Origin of the sequence: Burkholderia sp. NLJ2, assembly GCF_049487195.1 — a bacterium.
Lineage (GTDB): Bacteria > Pseudomonadota > Gammaproteobacteria > Burkholderiales > Burkholderiaceae > Burkholderia > Burkholderia pyrrocinia.
In genome coordinates this window covers 1,912,975-1,928,213 of the sequence record NZ_CP137808.1, presented here as the reverse complement: position 1 = coordinate 1,928,213, position 15,239 = coordinate 1,912,975, and the positions used below count along the sequence as shown (strand labels likewise).

General features: G+C 66.0%; 19 protein-coding genes and 1 pseudogene. 11 read left to right on the top strand and 9 right to left on the bottom strand.

Annotated features, from left to right (window positions below; translation table 11 throughout):
• Positions 1–61: 61 nt before the first annotated feature.
• Positions 62–775 (bottom strand): gamma-glutamylcyclotransferase, encoded by a 714-nt coding sequence (locus tag R9B84_RS08835; protein WP_423757684.1) that lies wholly within the window; start codon positions 773–775, stop codon positions 62–64.
• Positions 776–1,068: 293 nt separating this feature from the next.
• Here R9B84_RS08835 and R9B84_RS08830 point away from each other — a divergent pair, with 293 nt between their 5' ends.
• The 4 genes and pseudogenes from R9B84_RS08830 (at position 1,069) to R9B84_RS08815 (ending at position 4,259) form a co-directional block, all read left to right on the top strand.
• Complete coding sequence (locus tag R9B84_RS08830; RefSeq protein ID WP_423757683.1) at positions 1,069–1,356, top strand: DUF4148 domain-containing protein; 288 nt, start codon at positions 1,069–1,071, stop codon at positions 1,354–1,356.
• Positions 1,357–1,540: 184 nt separating this feature from the next.
• Positions 1,541–2,023: pseudogene (locus R9B84_RS08825) on the top strand (phospholipid methyltransferase); the annotation flags it as partial.
• Positions 2,020–2,895 carry a lipid A biosynthesis lauroyl acyltransferase gene (locus R9B84_RS08820; protein WP_423757682.1) on the top strand — a complete coding sequence of 292 codons (876 nt, stop codon included), beginning with the start codon at positions 2,020–2,022 and terminating at the stop codon, positions 2,893–2,895. The pseudogene R9B84_RS08825 and the gene R9B84_RS08820, both read left to right, overlap by 4 nt.
• Positions 2,896–3,551: 656 nt before the next feature.
• Positions 3,552–4,259: an SDR family NAD(P)-dependent oxidoreductase gene (locus R9B84_RS08815; RefSeq protein WP_423757681.1), complete on the top strand. Its 708-nt coding sequence runs from the start codon at positions 3,552–3,554 to the stop codon at positions 4,257–4,259.
• Positions 4,260–4,288: 29 nt separating this feature from the next.
• Here the strand turns inward: R9B84_RS08815 and R9B84_RS08810 are convergent, their stop codons facing one another.
• The gene (locus tag R9B84_RS08810; protein WP_423757680.1) at positions 4,289–5,254 is read right to left on the bottom strand and encodes a LysR substrate-binding domain-containing protein; all 966 of its coding nucleotides are present in this window, start codon (positions 5,252–5,254) and stop codon (positions 4,289–4,291) included.
• 215 nt (positions 5,255–5,469) lie between these two features.
• Here R9B84_RS08810 and R9B84_RS08805 point away from each other — a divergent pair, with 215 nt between their 5' ends.
• The 6 genes from R9B84_RS08805 to R9B84_RS08780 all read left to right on the top strand — a co-directional run bounded on the left by R9B84_RS08805 (position 5,470) and on the right by R9B84_RS08780 (position 8,774).
• Positions 5,470–5,934, top strand: a complete 465-nt coding sequence (locus R9B84_RS08805) for a RidA family protein (RefSeq protein WP_423757679.1) — start codon at positions 5,470–5,472, stop codon at positions 5,932–5,934.
• A 281-nt stretch (positions 5,935–6,215) separates the two neighbouring features.
• Positions 6,216–6,635 (top strand): organic hydroperoxide resistance protein, encoded by a 420-nt coding sequence (locus R9B84_RS08800; RefSeq protein ID WP_423757678.1) that lies wholly within the window; start codon positions 6,216–6,218, stop codon positions 6,633–6,635.
• A gap of 63 nt (positions 6,636–6,698) precedes the next feature.
• Positions 6,699–7,028 carry a DUF4148 domain-containing protein gene (locus tag R9B84_RS08795; RefSeq protein ID WP_423757677.1) on the top strand — a complete coding sequence of 110 codons (330 nt, stop codon included), beginning with the start codon at positions 6,699–6,701 and terminating at the stop codon, positions 7,026–7,028.
• A 53-nt stretch (positions 7,029–7,081) separates the two neighbouring features.
• Positions 7,082–7,408: a DUF4148 domain-containing protein gene (locus R9B84_RS08790; protein ID WP_423757676.1), complete on the top strand. Its 327-nt coding sequence runs from the start codon at positions 7,082–7,084 to the stop codon at positions 7,406–7,408.
• 74 nt (positions 7,409–7,482) lie between these two features.
• On the top strand, positions 7,483–7,812 hold the full coding sequence (locus R9B84_RS08785) for a DUF4148 domain-containing protein (RefSeq protein ID WP_423757675.1): 330 nt from the start codon (positions 7,483–7,485) through the stop codon (positions 7,810–7,812).
• 245 nt (positions 7,813–8,057) lie between these two features.
• Entirely contained in the window at positions 8,058–8,774 is a 717-nt protein-coding gene (locus R9B84_RS08780; protein WP_423759982.1) for a GNAT family N-acetyltransferase, read from the top strand.
• Positions 8,775–8,822: 48 nt separating this feature from the next.
• On the opposite strand, the gene R9B84_RS08775 is transcribed toward R9B84_RS08780, so the two are convergent.
• The 7 genes from R9B84_RS08775 to R9B84_RS08745 form a co-directional block, all read right to left on the bottom strand.
• Positions 8,823–9,278: a MarR family winged helix-turn-helix transcriptional regulator gene (locus tag R9B84_RS08775; RefSeq protein ID WP_423757674.1), complete on the bottom strand. Its 456-nt coding sequence runs from the start codon at positions 9,276–9,278 to the stop codon at positions 8,823–8,825.
• Between the two features lie 127 nt (positions 9,279–9,405).
• A complete protein-coding gene (locus R9B84_RS08770) occupies positions 9,406–9,534 on the bottom strand; it encodes a hypothetical protein (protein ID WP_279612962.1) in 129 nt (42 codons plus the stop codon).
• Complete coding sequence (locus R9B84_RS08765) at positions 9,531–9,902, bottom strand: GFA family protein (protein WP_423757673.1); 372 nt, start codon at positions 9,900–9,902, stop codon at positions 9,531–9,533. Before R9B84_RS08765 ends, R9B84_RS08770 begins: the two co-directional genes overlap by 4 nt.
• A gap of 185 nt (positions 9,903–10,087) precedes the next feature.
• Entirely contained in the window at positions 10,088–11,188 is a 1,101-nt protein-coding gene (locus R9B84_RS08760) for an NAD(P)H-dependent flavin oxidoreductase (protein ID WP_423757672.1), read from the bottom strand.
• 256 nt (positions 11,189–11,444) lie between these two features.
• Entirely contained in the window at positions 11,445–12,701 is a 1,257-nt protein-coding gene (locus tag R9B84_RS08755) for an MFS transporter (protein ID WP_423757671.1), read from the bottom strand.
• Complete coding sequence (locus R9B84_RS08750) at positions 12,698–12,961, bottom strand: hypothetical protein (RefSeq protein WP_423757670.1); 264 nt, start codon at positions 12,959–12,961, stop codon at positions 12,698–12,700. Before R9B84_RS08750 ends, R9B84_RS08755 begins: the two co-directional genes overlap by 4 nt.
• A 117-nt stretch (positions 12,962–13,078) precedes the next feature.
• Positions 13,079–14,005, bottom strand: coding sequence for a LysR family transcriptional regulator (locus R9B84_RS08745; RefSeq protein ID WP_423757669.1), 927 nt, complete (start codon positions 14,003–14,005; stop codon positions 13,079–13,081).
• Positions 14,006–14,239: 234 nt separating this feature from the next.
• On the opposite strand from R9B84_RS08745, the gene R9B84_RS08740 reads away from it, so the two are divergent.
• On the top strand, positions 14,240–14,872 hold the full coding sequence (locus R9B84_RS08740; RefSeq protein WP_423757668.1) for a 5-formyltetrahydrofolate cyclo-ligase: 633 nt from the start codon (positions 14,240–14,242) through the stop codon (positions 14,870–14,872).
• Positions 14,873–15,239 lie beyond the last annotated feature (367 nt).

Genomic DNA, 15,239 nt, shown 5'->3' with positions numbered 1-15,239 from the left:
GCGCGCGGCCGTCTGATGCGTTGACCGCTGACATTCGCGCGCAGTCCGCAAACCCGGGCGATCAACCGTACGCAGATTCGGCCTCGTCCGCGCCGCGTATTGCGCGTTGAAGCCGGTCGATGCCGGCGTCCTGGAGACCGAGGCGCGTCAACGCCTGCACGGTCGAATCGAAGTAGTCGCGCGACGAGCCGAGCGGGCCGCGGCCGGTGCGGATCAGGTGCGCGACGCGGTCGAGCGTGTATCCGCCGAGGTAACGATCGTGCGACCGGTTGACGACGAAAGTCAGCGCGCGGATCGATTGGCCGTCGCCCCGTGCCGCGACCCATCGCGGTTCGTACGAATCGGCCAGCATTTCGCGTCGCCACAGCAAGCGCAATTCGGCTTCGACCTTGGCCGCGTCGATCCGGTACAGCACGCCGTCGCACCTGCCGCCGCGGTCGAGCGCGAGCATCGCGCCCGGCTGCTGGGGCGTGCCGCGCGCGATGACGAGCCGCAGACAGAACGCCCGGTGCCAGCCGTCGACGCGCGCAACCGACGAACCGGCGACATCGAGTGCCGGATTCCACATCAGCGAACCGTACGCGAATACGTGCAGATCGCGACCGGGTGCGTGGCGGTCGAGCGTGGCCCGCAACGTGCGTTCGAGTTCCGCATCGCTTCGCACCGTCATGCCTGCCGGCGGGTCCGCGCGCAGCGCCTGCAGCAGCGTGCCTTGAGCCAGGCGCTCGCGCGTCATTGCGTAGACGGAGTCGATGGTGCGTCGATCGTCGGACATGGCCGGAAGCGATTGCGCGTCGTGATGGTGAGACGACTGTATGTCGTGCCGCCGTCGCGAGGAATCCGGGTGCAAACAATGCGCTTTTGTCGCGAATGAAAAAGCGGACGCGATGCGGTCGATGGGTCGTCGGTGGCCCTTCTCGCCGGGCGGCACGATTGCTCAAGCACTTTTGTTCCAACTGGAACGTTGAATTGGAGCGGCGGGCATTTATCGCGACGTCGTTCGATCCTAACCTCCACTCGACGACTGAAACACAAGTCGCTTCGCTCAATCTTCCGGAGGTGGTCATCATGAAATCCCTGATTCGTTTACTGGTCGTTGCATCCGCACTCGCCGCGCCGGCCATCACGTTCGCGCAGGAAACCCAGCCGCTGACGCGCGCGCAGGTTCGCAATGAGCTCATCGAGCTCGAGCAGGCTGGTTACGACCCGATGGCCTACGACTATGCGAAAAGCCTGCAGGATGCCGAAGCGAAAATCGCGCGCCAGCACGAGCGTGACGCACAATCAGAATCCGGCAGCAAGCAGGTCATGTCCGAGGCCGACACACATTCGCCGCTGAACGTCACGCGGAAATGACGGCTCGCGGTGCACGGGCATCGGCTTCCCGTGCACCGTGACTCGGCGTCTCTTCGCAATTCCTGCGGAGGCCCGTGCTAGCGCTGCCAGCGCTCCGGCTCCAGCCATATCGGGAACGACAGGATCACCGCCAATCCGTGCTCCTCGATGCCGGCCGCGACCTCGACCGCCCCGCCGTGAGATTCGGCGATTCCCCGCGTTGCGGATCACGCAGATGGATGCGGCCCAGCTCGGCATGACGGGTGACTTCTTCGGCGGGGAGCGTGCACGTGTTATTGTGAGAGGATTGCCACTCGTCGCGATGCCGGTCGAACAGGCCGTCGCGATCGTTCACTGCGCCTTCGCGCGCCACCTGGCTGCCGGTGGCGCGTTCTATCCATTCACGTATGTGCCGCGCTGCCCGATCCCGGCGCGTTATCTGGAGGCCATGCGCATTCGCGCAGTCCGAGTCGGCATCGCGTGGATGAACTTCCCGCCTGCGATCGTGTATCGCTTCGAACGCCGAATCGATGCGGCCGGCCATCAGCGGCCTGGCGCGCGGCCTCCGTCGGAGGTGGTCGCGCAAGCCACTACTTCATACAGCCTCGACACAACCCGATTTTCCCGTACTCCATCACTCGACTCGAGCGGCGCCGGGCAGTCAACAGACGGAAGTCCATCATCATGAACGCTCTCGGGTATTGGCTGCTGTTCGGCCTCCTACGGTTCCTTTCTCTTCTTCCGTACTCGCTGGTCGCGAGAACCGGCAGCAGCATCGGCGCTGCGCTTTACCGCATACCGAGCCGACGCAAACACGTGGTGCATGTCAACCTGCAACTCTGCTTTCCGCTGAAGACCGACGAGGAACGCGACGTTCTCGCGCGTGCCCATTTCGAACATGTGGTCCGGAGCTACCTGGAGCGCGGTTTCCAGTGGTTCGGCAGCGCGCGGTCGATCAATCGCCTGGTCGAGCTGGACAGCCACATCGATCTCCACGACCCGGATGCGCCGCCGACGATCTTCATGGGTTTTCACTTCGTCGGCATCGAGGTGGGCTGCATGCTCTATTCGTCGACGCTGCCCGTGGCGGCACTCTACACGCGCATGTCGAGCCGCCGCATGTGCGATCTCGCCAAACGTCAGCGCGGACGCTTCGGGGCCGAGATGATCGAACGCAGCGCGAGCGCGAAACACCTCGTCAGACTGCTGCGCTCGGGCACCCCGGTGATGCTCGCCGCGGACATGGATCACGGCACGACAGGGTCGGTGTTTGCGCCGTTGTTCGGCGTGCAGGCCTGCACGTTGACGTCGGTATCGCGGCTGGCGAAGCTGAGCGGCGCGCGGGTCGTACCGTTCGTGACCGAAGTGCTCCCGGAATTCCGCGGCTACAAGCTGACCATCTTCGAGCCGCTCGACAGCTATCCGACCGATAGCGAGTCGTTCGACGCGCGCAGGATGAATTCCTTTCTCGAAGCGCAGATCCTTCGATTTCCCGAGCAGTACTACTGGGTGCACCGACGGTTCAAGCATCGTCCGGCAGGCGAGCCAGGCGTCTATTGACGGCTGCGTGAGTGGCGGAACACGGCGCATTTATCGTGTCGTAACGGGGCGATCGCTCTCCGCTCTACGAATGGGGCGGCAAATCCGGTGACGGCCGCTATCACCCGTTGTTCTTGCCGATCAGCGGGCGTTCGCTTCAAGACCGTCGCCGGCCGGGGCGGCCGCGCTTTTACGACCGCTTCCCTGCCCTCGAATCGATGACGAATCGCATGCGAGCGGTCTGGACAGTGACGTCAGGCACGTTTCTGAAATGGCGAGTTTTTATTCATAATAGTGGTGTTGTGATAAGAAAAGTTATCCAGATAAGTGCATGGATTTATCCAACTGCGAGTTCCGTGACAGACAAATCGGCTCGTCAAGCCGCGAAAAAGTGGGGCCCTGGGTGAGATCGCGCCAGGCTCCAACACTCGTGTGCAGCGCGTCGAGGCGCTTGCGCAAGACGTCGAGCGCCGATTTGCGCCGCTTGCATCCGTGTCTCGACAGGCCGTTCTGACCGGAGACAACCCGCCCTCCCCCTTCATTTGTTCCCGCGACGCAAGACTGTTGCTCCACGGCGGGTGTTCGAAATCGCGATCGACGCGCCTACAGTTTGCCCATCGGATTCATCGATCCGGTCGGCACTGAAGCCGAACACCATTCACCTGTCGAGGCAAGTCATGAGCACATCCAAAGTCATCATCGTCACCGGCGCATCGCAAGGCATCGGCGCGGAAACGGTCAACGCGTTCCGGGCACGCGGCCATCGCGTCGTCGCGACTTCCCGTTCGATCGGGCCGTCGAACGATCCCGATCTCGTCACCGTCGCGGGCGACATCGGCGATCCGGCCGTCGCGCGTCGCGTGGTCGACGCGGCAATCGAACGCTTCGGCCGCGTCGACACGCTCGTCAACAACGCCGGCATATTCATCGCGAAGCCGTTCACGCAATACACCGCGGACGACTACGCGCAGATCACGAACGTCAACCTGAACGGTTTCTTCCACGTCACGCAGCGCGCGATCGCGGTGATGCAGCAGCACGGCAGCGGGCACGTGGTCAGCATCACGACGAGCCTGATCGACCACGCGAACAGCAACGTGCCGTCGGTGCTCGCATCGCTGACGAAAGGCGGATTGAATGCGGCGACGAAGTCGCTCGCGATCGAATATGCGAAGGCCGGCATCCGCGTCAATGCGGTAGCGCCGGGCGTCATCAAGTCGCCGATGCATGCACCCGAAACGCATGCGACGCTCGCGTCGCTGCACCCGGTCGGCCGCATGGGCGAGATGAGCGACATCGTCGACGCGATCCTGTATCTCGACTCGGCGCCGTTCGTCACCGGCGAGATCCTGCACGTCGACGGCGGCCAGAGCGCCGGGCATTGAGCCGCCGTGTCGAAAACGAGCCGGCGTGCCTAGCGCGATGCGGCGGCGCGTTTGGTGCGTGTGCCGCTCGCCTTCTTGGCGGGCGCGCGCGCCAGATGCTCGACGAGAAAGTCGACAAACACGCGCACGCGCGACGACAGAAAGCGCGCATGCGGATACAGCAGCATGAACGGCCGCGACCGGCCGCCAAGGCCGGGCAGCACCTCCACGAGCGTGCCGGCGCGCAGATCCTGTTCGACGATGAAGCGGTAGGTCTGGAACAAGCCCGCGCCGCTGCGCGCGAGCGTCACGCCGGCGAGGACGTCGCCCGACGTACTGTAGTTGCCGGTCGTCGCGATATCGATCTCGTCCGATCCGTCGTCGAACAGCCAGGGAATCGGCCGCCCGCTGCTCGGCAGCTCGAACTGGATGCATTCGTGCGCATGCAGATCGTCGATGGCGGTCGGCGTGCCCGCACGCTTCAGGTAGCCGGGCGTCGCGACGATCACGAGCTCGGCATCTTCCAGCTTGCGCGCGACCAGGTTCGAATCGGCCGGCGCGCGGCCGCGGATCGCGAGATCGAAGCCTTCCTCGGCGAAGTCGATGTTGCGGTTGCTCAGGTGGGTTTCGACGCGCACGTCCGGATAGCGCTCGCGAAATGCGGGCAGCAGCGGCAGCACGCGATAGTGCCCGTACGGCGTCGGCATGCTGATCCGGAGCACGCCGGCGGGCGTGGCCTGCTGGCCGGTCGCTTCGCGTTCCGCGTCGACGAGCTGCGACAGCGCATCGCGGCATTGCTCGAAGTAGCGCCGGCCGGAATCGGTCAGGCGGATCTGCCGCGTCGTGCGCACGAACAGCCGCACGCCGAGACGCTCCTCGAGCCGCGCCACCGACCGGCTGACCGCGGCCGGCGTGACGCTCGCCGCGGTTGCCGCCAGCGTGAAGCTGCCGAGTTCGGCGGCGAGACAGAACAGCTCGATGCTGCCCAGCAGCAGGTCGTCGAATTGTCGTTGCATGGGGCGGTTCCTGCCGTCTCCGGTGTGGAGCGCGAGATGAAGCAACGAGTGTGCATGAATATCGCACGGGAAACCAGCCAGCGTGGGTGGCGCGATTCGTTACATCGCGTCCCGAATCAATTGCGCCGCTGACATTTACCGGCTTCGGCCGCATGACTAGATTGACTGACAGGCAATACCGATCGCCCGATCCATTTTCCCGCAAGGAGAACGACATGACCGTCGAACACAAGCTGGCCGAACTCGGCCTCGCGTTACCCGAACCGCCGAACCCGCTGGGCAGCTACACGGCCGCAAGCGAAGCCGGCAACCTGCTGTTCGTGTCGGGACAACTGCCGCTCGTCGATGGCAGGATTGCCTATACCGGCCGCGTCGGCGAGCAGTTGAGCGTCGACGAAGGCCAGCATGCGGCCCGGCTTGCGGCGCTGAACGTGCTCGCGCAGATCCGCAAGCACCTGGGCGGGTTCGACCGCCTGCGCAAGATCGTGCGCGTCGAAGGGCACGTGAGCTCGGCCGACGGTTTTTACGGGCAGCCCGCCGTAATCGACGGCGCGTCGGACCTGTTTGCCGCCGTGCTCGGCGACAAGGCGGGACACGCGCGTTCGGCATTCTCCCAGCGCCAGTTGCCGGCCGACGCGGCCGTCATTCTCGTCGTGATTGCCGAGATCGACCCAGCGTGACGTATCGGCCGCCCCGCGAGGCGGTAACCCATTCCCGCAGACGTTTCCGCCCGCCCTACCCGGGATTGGTCGCCTGCCCCGTTACCGTGGATATCGGGGCTCGACCGCCCGAGAGCTTTGTCCAGCAAAGCCCGGCGCATTCCAGATACATTGAAATACAAAATATCGCATGCGATTGAATCGAATGCGCTTGACTAGGGTGATCGGTTCAACGAAACTGCATCGCATGCGATCGAATCGCGTCTGAGAAAAACCTGCCAAGCCAACTGACGGAGCAAATGATGAGCAAGATCGAAAAAGTGCTGTACACGGGCAAGACACATACGACTTCGGGCGGCCGTGACGGCACGGCGCGCAGTTCCGACGGCCGCCTCGACATCCAGTTGTCGTCGCCGGGCAGCGTCGGCACCGGCACCAACCCGGAACAACTGTTCGCGGCCGGCTGGTCGGCCTGTTTCATCGGTGCGATGCAGCTTGCGGCGCGTGCCGCGAAGGTGACGCTGCCGGCCGATCTCGCCGTCGACGCCGAAGTGGATCTCGGCACGGCCGGCAACGCGTACTTCCTGCAGGCCCGGCTGAACGTGAACGTGCCCGGGCTCGATCGCGACGTCGCGCAGCGCATCGTCGATGCCGCGCACCAGACCTGCCCGTATTCGAAGGCGACGCGCGGCAACATCGACGTCGAAATCCGTATCGCCTGAACGTTGCATCGGGCGGCCGAGCGCCGCCCTTCCGAATTCCCGACTCTTTTCCTATCGAGGCAAATGATGAATACCCGACTGATCGCCGCCCTTCTCGTCGCTGTTTCGGCCACTGTTGCCGCACCGGCGTTTGCCGGTGAAATCACCGTCACACGTGCGCAGGTGCGTGCCGAACTCGCGCAGCTTCAAACGGCCGGTTATCCGCTGAATCGCGCCGCCGACGCGACCTATCCGGACAATCTGCAGGCCGCGCTGACGCAGGTTCATGTGGTCGATGCCGTCGCGGCCAACGAGCAGGCATCCGGCTACGGCAGCAACGGCGATGCCGCGACGCAATCGGGCCGCCGGCACGCCGTCAGCGTGGCGGACCGCTCGGTGTATTTCGGTCATTGAGCGCCGATACGCGAACCCTGAATCCTTTCTATCCCTGACTGTCGAGGTAAATGATGAAAAACCAACTGATCGCTGCCGTTCTCGTGGCCGTTTCGACCGCCGTTGCCGCCCCGGCGTTTGCCAACGAAACCACCGTGTCCCGCGCGCAAGTGCGTGCCGAACTCGTGCAGCTCGAACAAGCCGGCTATCGGCCGGGCCGCGCGAACGATCCGCACTATCCGGACGACCTGCAGGCCGCACTGACGCGCGTTCACGCGAACGACGCCGTGACCGCCGATGCGTCGGCATCCGGTTATGGCCGCGACGCCGTCGCCGCCACGCAGTCGGGCAGCCGGCCCGCGACGCGCATCGTCGAGCGCTCGATCTATTTCGGTCATTGAACGAAACCGCGAACGGCGCCGGTTGACGGCGTGCGGTGCGCAACCCCTGAATTCCCTTTTTCTTGCCGAGGTAAATGATGAAGACCCAACTGATTGCCGCCCTCCTCGTTGCCGTGTCGGCCGCCGTCGCCGCACCGGCGAACGCCAGCGAAAGCACCGTGACGCGTGCGCAGGTGCGCGCGGAACTGGCCGCACTGCAGCAGGCCGGCTACCTGCCGAACCGCCCCAACGATCCGAACTACCCGGACAATCTCCAGGCGGCGCTGCGCCGGATTCACGGCAACGGTGCCGGCGCGGCCGATACGATGGCGTCCGGTTACGGCAACGATGCCGACGGCGCGACGCAGTCCGGCAGCCGCAGCGCGGTTCGCACGGCCGAGCGCTCGATCTATTTCGGTCATTGAGCATTGCACGACGGATTCGGCCGTCCACGTCCGCCATATAAAGCGCATGCGATGTAATCGCGTGCGCTTTTCTATTGGTGACGCCCGGATTTGCAAAGACGTTTTCCGGCTATGGATCGTCGGGAACGAAGAAGGTCTGCGATGCGCGCCAGGCCAATGACGCGATCCATGTCGTTACGGTGCTACCCGCTCGGCCGATCCGGTCTATTCTGTGCGACACGAAATCTTCAATCGAGGAGCCGCCGATGCCGGAAGCCACGACCGGAAACACGACAGGCGTTGCACACCCGCTCGACCACGTCGTCTGGAATGCGCTCACGGGCAAGCAGCGCCGCTTTGCGCTCGGCAGCGACCGCGCGCTGCGGTTTCCGGCGGCCATTGCGCCGTTCGCCGCGATCGCGGACGCGAGCCCGGCATCGTTCGACGCGTTGCGCGAATTGATTGCCGCGCACGGGCCGGCGGCGCTGGTCACGCCGGACGAACTCCGGCCGCCGGCGGGATTGTCGGTGATCCGGCGCGCGACGTTGCTTCAAATGATCTGGCAAGGGACGCCCGACCCGGCGTATGCATCGGAGCATGTCACGCTCGCCGAAACCGATGTGCCTGACATGCTTGCGCTGACCACGGCCGCGCAGCCCGGCCCGTTCGGCCCGCGCACGATCGAGCTTGGCGACTATATCGGCGTACGCAGCGAAGGCCGGCTGGCCGCGATGGCCGGCGAACGGATGCAGGTCGACGGGTATACCGAGATCAGCGCCGTCTGCGTGGATGCCGCGTTTCGACGGCAAGGGCTTGCGGCGCGGCTGATCCGGTCGTTGATCGCGGCCATCGGCGCACGATCGGAAACGCCTTTCCTGCACGTGCTCACGTCGAACCAGGTCGCGATCGAGCGCTACCTCGCGCTTGGTTTTGCCGTCCGTCGCGAGATGAACCTGCTGGTGCTGGGCGACGCGCACGCATGACGACGCGGCCGACGCGATATGCGCGTCGGCCGCCGGTTGCCACCGTGTTTATTCTTCGGTCGACTGGATCAGGTTGCCGCGCAGCGTGACGATTGCCTTCTGCACCTTCGCAAATTCGTCCGGCTTCAACCCGGTGGCGTCGACCAGATTCATGTCGAGCCCCTTCTCGCGTAAGCGGCGGCCACCCTTCGTCAGGCTGACGAGCACCTGGCGTTCGTCCGACGGATCGCGGTGCCGCTCCAGGTAACCCATCGCCTCGAGCTTCTTCAGGATCGGCGTCAGCGTATTGGATTCGAGGAACAGCTTCTCGCCGAGCTGGCCGACCGTCTGGTTGTCCTGCTCCCACAGCGCAATGATCGTGATGTATTGCGTATAGGTGAGGCCGAGTTCGTCGAGGATCGGCTTGTACGCCTTGCCGAACGCGAGGTTGGCCGAGTAGATCGCAAAACACAGGAACTCGGACAGCTTCGGCGCGGCGGGCGATGGTGCTTCGGTCGGTTTCATGGGCTTCCTCCAGCGACGCGAGCGGCCGCAGATGAACGCATTATATATCGCGTGCGATCTTATCGGAAGCATGATAATCGGCCTCGATGAACCGGCGGGATGGCGAAACCTAGCCGGATCGCCGCCGTCAGTCCTGCCTGCGGCGCTTGCCGGTCTGCAACCGGCTTACCGACAGCAGCGAGCATTGCACCGGATGCGCGATTTCGGTCGCGAGCCCGCCTGCGGCAAACAGCAGGATCATCAGCCAGCGTTTCATGCGTCCTCCACGATCGAGAGGCTTGCGCCGTCGGCGACCGTCGCGTCGAGCGCATACGGATCGACGCCGTCGAGGCAGCCGAGATTGACGCGCCAGCATGCGGGGTCCTTGCGCGTCTGATGGAACGGATAGACGCCGCAACGGCTGCAGAAATAGTGACGGGCCGTGCGCGTGTTGAAGCGGTAGCACGTCAGTGCGCCCTCGCCTTCGACGATCTTCAGGTGGTCAGCGGGGAACATCGGGCTCATCAGCGCGCCGCGCCGGCGGCACAGGCTGCAGTTGCAGCGGACCGCCGGCGTAATAGCCGCTGTCACTTCGAATTTGACGGCCCCGCAATGGCAGGACCCTTTGAACCAGGTTGCAGACATGATGTGCTCTCGAAGAAGTCATGCCTGCTTTATAGCGGACGCCCGAACACGCGTTGTATCACGCTGTATCCGCGGTCCGCGCTGATACAGAACATTGCAAATCGGCGGCCGGTGGCGCACGTTCGGCGCGGCGATCTGCAGCACGGATCGCCGGCACGCGCGTGCGGCTTGCGGGCCGGGCGCAATCAGTCCAGCGCGTGCTGCAGGCGCTCGATCGCGGCCCGCGTTTCGCGTTCGAGCGTCGCGAACAGTTCGGCGGCCGGCAGCGATCGGACGAGCGGCGCCGCCTGCCCGGCCCACTGCGCGCCGTAGCCGAATTCGCCCTGCGCCTTCGCGGCCGCATGCAGCGCCTTGCCCGCGTCGTACGCGATCGGATACGCGGGCGTGGCCGGCGCGTGCGGGTCGTCGCCGAGCGCGGTCAGCCGGTTCGCGAGGCCGCGTGCGATCCGGCCCGAGATCGCGGACGTGAACGTCGTGCGGCGTGCCGCATCGCCGAGGATCGCGCGGCGATAACCGTCGTCGATCGACGTCTCCGGGCATGCGACGAACGCGGTGCCAAGCTGCGCGGCCTGCGCGCCGAGCGCCAGCGCGGCGGCAATGCCTGCGCCGTCCATGATGCCGCCGGCCGCGATCACGGGCAGCGCGCATTCGCGCACGATCAGGCGCGTCAGCGCGAACGTGCCGAGGCGATCGTCCTGGGCGGTCGAATCGAACACGCCGCGGTGCCCGCCGGCTTCGATGCCCTGTGCGACGATCGCGTCGATGCCGGCGGCGGCGATCTGCCGCGCTTCGTCGAGATTCGTCGCGGCCGCGAACAGCGTGATGCCCGCGCGCTTCAGCGCGGCGATCACGTCCGCGGACGGCAGCCCGAAATGGAAGCTGACGACGGCCGGCCTTTCTTCGGCGAGCATCGCCTGCATCGCGTCGTCCGCGACGAAACTCGTATAGATCTCCGACAGCGATGCGGGCGGCGTCGCACCGTATGCGCGGAACACCGGTGCGAGCCAGTCGAGCCACGCGCGTTCGACGGCCGCATCGGCGCGGGCCGGACGATGGCAGAACACGTTGATGTTGAACGGCCGGTCGGTGAGCGCGCGCGTGTCGCGGATCATCTTGCGTGCGCCGTCGGCGTTCGTCGCGCCGACGCCGAGCGAGCCGAGCCCACCCGCGTTCGACACGGCGGCAGCGAGCGCCGGCGTGCTGACGCCGGCCATCGGCGCCTGGACGATCGGCGCGCGAATGCCGAGCGTGCGCAACAGCGTCCGGTTATCGGTCGAGTGATTCATGGTGCTTGCCTCCTGCACGATCCGTAATCGACATGCTTCGGCCGCATGCCGGCCGAAGCGCGTTGGTCGGGCCCGGCACGACGCGTTCTTCGCGCGCAGCCGGTCATGTGAATGTGAAAGCGGCGTCCAAGACGATAGGCGGCCTCGAGGTGCTGCGTCCGGAACGCGTGGCGAAGGTGTGCGTTGTCGCCGCTTCCGGGCGCGGCACCCGCAACTGCGCCCATCCTACGCCAGGCCCCGAGCCGCGGGCCAGCCGCTAACGGCCGCGCGCCCAGTGCGCGAGCACCGCACAGGCCGCCAGCAGCGCGCCCGTCGCGAAGAACACCGAATGCAGGCCGAGCGCGACGCCGATCTGCCCGCCGATCACCGGGCCGATCACCTGCCCGCTGAACTGGGCGGACTGCAGGTAGCCGAGCATCTGCCCCGTCGCGCGTTCGTCGACCGATTGCCGCACGAGCTTGCCGATCGACGGCAGCAATCCCGCGAGCGTCATGCCCATCAGCACGCGCAGCGCGGCAAGCTGCCACCAGTGCGTGACGAATGCCTGCGGCACCATCGCGAGCGCGGTCAGCAGCAGGCAGCCGACGATCACGTTCCAGCTGCCGATCCGGTCGGCCAGCGCGCCGAGCCGTGCGGCGGTCAGCATGCTGCCGAGCGCCGAACACGCCATCACGACGCCGGCAACGCGTGCGAGGTGATCGCCGCCTACCCCGAGGCCGCCGATATAGACCGTGATGATCGGCTCGATCGACATGTTCGCGAGCAGCACCATCGTCGCGGTCACCAGCAGTGCGGCGACCGCCGCACGATGCGTGCCGTGCGCCGCGCCTGTGGCCGCACCGGAGGTGCGCGTTTTCGCGTCGGTGTCCGCGTGGAAGTCCTCTTTCACGACGAAGATCGTCAGCAGCGCGGCGACGGCGATCATCGCGCCACCCGCGAAAAACGTGCCGCGAATGCCGAGCCAGCCCGGCAGCAGCCCGCCGACGAGCGGCCCGACGAGATTGCCGGCGAGCGCGCCGGTCGACAGGATGCCGAGCGCCCAGCCCGCGCGTTCGCGCGGCGCCTGCGTGCCGACCATCACGGTCGACGCCGACGCGTAGCCGCCGACGAGCCCCGCGATCAGTCGCAGTGCGACGAGTTCGACCACGTTGTGCGCGATGCCGATCAGCGACATCACGATGGCCATCCCGATCGCCGCGCGCACGAGCATCGGCTTGCGGCCGAAGCGGTCCGCGAGGCGGCCCCACAACGGCGCGGTGACAGCCGTGCCGAGAAACGTCGCGCCGAACGCGATGCCCGACCACTGGATCACGGCCGACTGCGTATCGACGCCGAGTTGCCGTACGTACAGCGGCAGGAACGGCAGCAGCATGCTCAGGCTGACGAGCGTCGTGAACGATCCGAACACGCAGACGGCGAGATTGCGCCGCCAGTAGCGCGCGTTGCGTTCGGCATAACTGGCGGCCGGCCGTTCGGCGAGCGCGGCGACCGGCACGTGTGCGGTCGTGCTCATCGCGCCCTCGCCATCGCGATCGAACCGACCGGGAACGCCGGCGCGCCCGCGACGCGTGCACCGTCCGAATACCCGCCGGGGTTCGCCGTGCCGAAAGACGCGGCCGTCGATGCCGGAAACCCGTGCGCGGCGATGATCGCCGGCAGCAGCATGAACACGACACCTGCCAGGCCGATGCCGGCCGGGCTGGCGGCGGACACCGTGCCGCGCATCACGTTGGACGCACGTGCGTGGGGCCGGTCGGGAAGCGCTTGATGCATGTTGACCTCCATTCGCTGGACGGGCGCCACGTGCGTCCGTCGGTTGAAGAAAGTCTAGATTGAGTCGAATGTCGAGAGAATCGCCGTCATGCGAAAGCCATTCTTCCGTGATCCGGTTCAATCGCCGTCGGTGATGGCCGCCAGCTGCGCGAAATGTTCACGCAGGCGCGGCGCCGCGAAATCGACGAACGCGCGTACCTTCGGAACCGACAGCCGTCCGTAAGGGGTGACGAGATGGATCGGCAGCGGCGCATGCTCGCTGTCGCGCAGCACGATCCGCAGCGCACCGTCGCGCACCTGTTCGGCGACGTGATACGAAAAGAGCCGCGTGACGCCGTGGCCGGCGACGGCCGACGCGACAGCCCCGCGGATCGTGTTGACGATGAAGCGCGGCGCGAACTGGACGACCTGCGGCAGCGCTGTCGGCCCGGACGGCGGGAAGCTCCATGAGTCGAGCCCGAAGTGCGTCATCGAGATGATCCGGTGCTGCGCGAGATCGGCCGGCGCATCGATCGCCGGATGTTTCGCCAGATAGCCGGGCGACGCCACGACGACGCGCCGCACCGTGCCGACCGGAATCGCGACGAGCGTGGAATCGGACAGATGCGCGATACGCAGCGCGACGTCGATCCCTTCGTCGATCAGGCTGACGGGCCGGTCGAGCAGTTGCAGGCGGATCGACACGGCCGGATGGCGTTCGATGAATTCGTCGAGCAGCGCGCGCAGCACGTCCTCGCCCGCGGCGACCGGCGCGGTGATCGTCAACATGCCGCGCGGTGCCGAGCGTTCGTCGGCGACCAGCATGTCGGCTTCCTCGAGATCGGACAGGATGCGGCGGCACGCGGCCGCATAACGTTCGCCGGCCTCGCTCAAGCGGATCGTCCGGGTGGTCCGGTACAGCAGCGCGGTGCCCGTGTGCTCCTCGAGAAACGCGATCGCGCGGCTGACCGCCGCCGGCGACCGGCCGAGCCGCCGGCTCGCGCCCGCGAGGCTGCCTTCGTCCAGCGTGGCGACGAACACCTTCATCGCATCGATTCGATCCATGGCGTGTGTGGGGGCGCGAGCGGTCGTGTGATTGGCGGCGGGCAAGCGAGCCTGCAGTCTATCGCACGCGGGCGCGGCGCTTCGCCGGGGGGATGCGGCGGTGGCGGTTTTGGCCCTACAATGCCCAGGCGAAGAAACCGCATGAAGGGCCGTCACGACGCCGCGTTCATCGAACGCTGGGTCCGACATTCAAGCGGTTCCGCTTAATAACGAACAACAACCTGTACAGCACTCATGAAAAGAAGAACATTTCTCGCGCTGCCCGCCGTGGCAGCGTCCGGCATGCTTGCCGGCTGCACCGATTTCGGCCCCGTCACCAATCGCATGATGAAGGACCCGGAATACCGGGAAACGCTCTCGGCGTTTCTGATCAGCGCGGACGGGAAGAAGCTCGTCGTGATCGGCAAGCGGTATCACTATATTTTCGATGTGCCGCCGGCCCTCGCCGTCAACCTCACGGCGCCCTATCGCCCCAAGTTGTATACCGATTTCGACGACTTCGAGGCGCGCGGCGACAAGATCACCGGGCGTTACGTGTTGCGACTTGCGCGCGAGGACGCACCGCCCGGCTCCGAGCTTCGCGAGCGTGCGCTCGCGGACGGTTTCACGGACCAGCGCTTCGAACTGACGGAGCACGGCACGATCAGCGGTACGCGTTACCAGCCGAACGACGTCACGCCTTCGTCGATCCCGCAAGCATTCAATCACGAGTACGACGTCAAGGTGATCGAGCGGCCGTCGGTGCTCGGCAAAGGGGTAAAGCTTGCGTTGTCGCCGATCACGATGGCGGCCGACGGCGCACTCGGCCTGCTGGGCGTTGCGCTGGCCCCGATCGCGCTCACCACGCTCATCGTCTTGGCCCGCTAAGACCGTCGCATCGCGATGCTTGCCGCAATGCGACGGCGCGGAGATGGCCGATCTGTTCGAGAAGCTGGGCAAGACGGAGCTCGTCACGGCACTGCGCGCTTGCGCGACGCAGCAGAATCCGGGACTGAAGTGAATCGACCGGCACGCATCGGACGCGCGCCGGCAGCGGCGGATGCAGCATTTCACGCTGGAGCGCGGTAACCCCGTTCGCGTGTTTCATGGGGTGGCGTTCGTGCCGGCCGATTGAGCGCGACAGCGTGGCCGCCGGCAGCTGTTGCGCTGGCGGCCACGCAACGGGTCTCATGGTTTTCCCGCCCCGCCTGGTTGCGGGAGCACCATCGACTCCAACGTCCGACCGCGCGTCGCA

Coding starts and splice junctions, on each gene's coding strand:
- R9B84_RS08820 (WP_423757682.1), top strand. CDS start 2,020: ATGAACGCTCTCGGGTATTGGCTGCTGTTCGGCCTCCTACGGTTCCTT.
- R9B84_RS08795 (WP_423757677.1), top strand. CDS start 6,699: ATGATGAATACCCGACTGATCGCCGCCCTTCTCGTCGCTGTTTCGGCC.
- R9B84_RS08780 (WP_423759982.1), top strand. CDS start 8,058: ATGCCGGAAGCCACGACCGGAAACACGACAGGCGTTGCACACCCGCTC.
- R9B84_RS08755 (WP_423757671.1), bottom strand. CDS start 12,701: ATGAGCACGACCGCACACGTGCCGGTCGCCGCGCTCGCCGAACGGCCG.
- R9B84_RS08760 (WP_423757672.1), bottom strand. CDS start 11,188: ATGAATCACTCGACCGATAACCGGACGCTGTTGCGCACGCTCGGCATT.
- R9B84_RS08785 (WP_423757675.1), top strand. CDS start 7,483: ATGATGAAGACCCAACTGATTGCCGCCCTCCTCGTTGCCGTGTCGGCC.
- R9B84_RS08815 (WP_423757681.1), top strand. CDS start 3,552: ATGAGCACATCCAAAGTCATCATCGTCACCGGCGCATCGCAAGGCATC.
- R9B84_RS08800 (WP_423757678.1), top strand. CDS start 6,216: ATGAGCAAGATCGAAAAAGTGCTGTACACGGGCAAGACACATACGACT.
- R9B84_RS08810 (WP_423757680.1), bottom strand. CDS start 5,254: ATGCAACGACAATTCGACGACCTGCTGCTGGGCAGCATCGAGCTGTTC.
- R9B84_RS08740 (WP_423757668.1), top strand. CDS start 14,240: ATGAAAAGAAGAACATTTCTCGCGCTGCCCGCCGTGGCAGCGTCCGGC.
- R9B84_RS08830 (WP_423757683.1), top strand. CDS start 1,069: ATGAAATCCCTGATTCGTTTACTGGTCGTTGCATCCGCACTCGCCGCG.
- R9B84_RS08835 (WP_423757684.1), bottom strand. CDS start 775: ATGTCCGACGATCGACGCACCATCGACTCCGTCTACGCAATGACGCGC.
- R9B84_RS08770 (WP_279612962.1), bottom strand. CDS start 9,534: ATGAAACGCTGGCTGATGATCCTGCTGTTTGCCGCAGGCGGGCTCGCG.
- R9B84_RS08745 (WP_423757669.1), bottom strand. CDS start 14,005: ATGGATCGAATCGATGCGATGAAGGTGTTCGTCGCCACGCTGGACGAA.
- R9B84_RS08750 (WP_423757670.1), bottom strand. CDS start 12,961: ATGCATCAAGCGCTTCCCGACCGGCCCCACGCACGTGCGTCCAACGTG.
- R9B84_RS08790 (WP_423757676.1), top strand. CDS start 7,082: ATGAAAAACCAACTGATCGCTGCCGTTCTCGTGGCCGTTTCGACCGCC.
- R9B84_RS08765 (WP_423757673.1), bottom strand. CDS start 9,902: ATGTCTGCAACCTGGTTCAAAGGGTCCTGCCATTGCGGGGCCGTCAAA.
- R9B84_RS08775 (WP_423757674.1), bottom strand. CDS start 9,278: ATGAAACCGACCGAAGCACCATCGCCCGCCGCGCCGAAGCTGTCCGAG.
- R9B84_RS08805 (WP_423757679.1), top strand. CDS start 5,470: ATGACCGTCGAACACAAGCTGGCCGAACTCGGCCTCGCGTTACCCGAA.